Here is a 1,456-nt window from a genome sequence, read left to right as displayed (position 1 = left end):
AACTCCTTCAAAGCCTTCAGTCTCTCTCTCGACGGATCGGACAATCTCTTTGGATCGTACAGAAAGTACGAGAATGCCCTTCTGTTGCTTCTGCCAACTCTTCCCCTCAACTGATAAAGCTGGGCAAGTCCGTATCTATGAGAGTCATCGACTATAAGAGTATTGGCATTAGGAACGTCGACTCCGCTCTCGATTATCGTTGTGCACAAAAGCATATCTAGTTCGCCAAGATAGAAGTCTCTGATTGTTCGCTCAAATGCGGTCTTGTTCATTTGCCCGTGGGCGACGTCTATCTTAACTTCGGGCAGAAGGTCTCTCAATCGAGAGAGTAACTCCTGCAGCTCGGTCACTCTGTTGTGAACGAAGATCGTCTGGCCGCCCCTATTGGTCTCTCTGAGGACCGCGGTTCTGATCAGTCTATCGTTGATCTGTCCAACATAGATTTCTGGTGAGGTGCGTCCCGCAGGCGGTGTGGAGATTATCGAAAGATCCCGCAGACCCGAAAGAGACATGTAAAGAGTTCTCGGAATCGGAGTCGCGCTCATTGAGAGAACGTTGACCTGAAGACGGAGCTTCTTGAAATGCTCTTTCTGAAGGACTCCGAAAAGTTGTTCTTCGTCGACCACCACGAGGCCGAGGTCGGCAAACCCCACTTCTTTCGAAAGTAGAGAGTGTGTTCCTACTACAACATCGACTTCGCCCTTCTTGAGTTTCTTCAAAAGTTTGTTTCGCTGTACATCGGTCCGATAACGGTCGAGAATCTCGACTCTTATTCCAAAGGGATTCAACCGGCGTTCGAAGTTTTCGTAATGTTGTCGGGCAAGTACCGTAGTGGGAACCATAACGGCCACCTGTTTTCCGGAGACCACCGTTCGGAACGCAGCGCGTAAAGCAACTTCGGTCTTTCCATAGCCCGCGTCACCGCTTATGAGTCTGTCCATAGGTTTGGTGCTTTGAAGGTCTTCCATTACTTCTTGTACTGCCTTTTGTTGATCTTCTGTCTCGACATACGGGAAGCTGTCACGAAAGCCCTTCTCCATTTCGCTGTCTCCAGTGAGTGGAATGCCGGAAGTGACTTCTCTAGATCCGTAGAGGTTCGACAGGTCCGAGATGAGGGCCTTTACCTCTTTGTTGACCTTAGATTTCTGTCTCGTCCAGGCAGTCCCGCGCAAGGAGTTTAACTGAATTCCTTCGGTGCTTCCAATATATTTGTGGACCCGATCAACCCTGTCTACCGGTACATAGATCTTGTTCCCATCTCTGTATTCAAGTAGAAGATATTCTCTCGTTCCCAGAATATTCTCTACCGTTCTCACTCCAAGATACCGCCCGATGCCATACTCCTTATGGACTACGTAGTCTCCCTCTTCAAGTTCCGTCCAGTCGACAACGGGAATTCTCGGTAAGTACTCCTCTTCTCTTCTCGGTCTCTTGATGATCTGAAGTTCTTCAGTCA

The 1,456-nt window shown here is 48.9% G+C and carries 1 protein-coding gene; it reads right to left on the bottom strand.

What is annotated here, in order from left to right; genetic code table 11:
- The coding region (locus BG32_RS11520; protein WP_121526853.1) for a DEAD/DEAH box helicase at positions 1–1,456 on the bottom strand (1,456 nt) is incomplete at both ends.

The organism is Mesotoga sp. HF07.pep.5.2.highcov (assembly GCF_003666285.1).
In the GTDB taxonomy this organism is placed as follows: Bacteria; Thermotogota; Thermotogae; order Petrotogales; family Kosmotogaceae; genus Mesotoga; species Mesotoga prima.
This window is presented reverse-complemented; position numbering and strand designations above follow the sequence as displayed.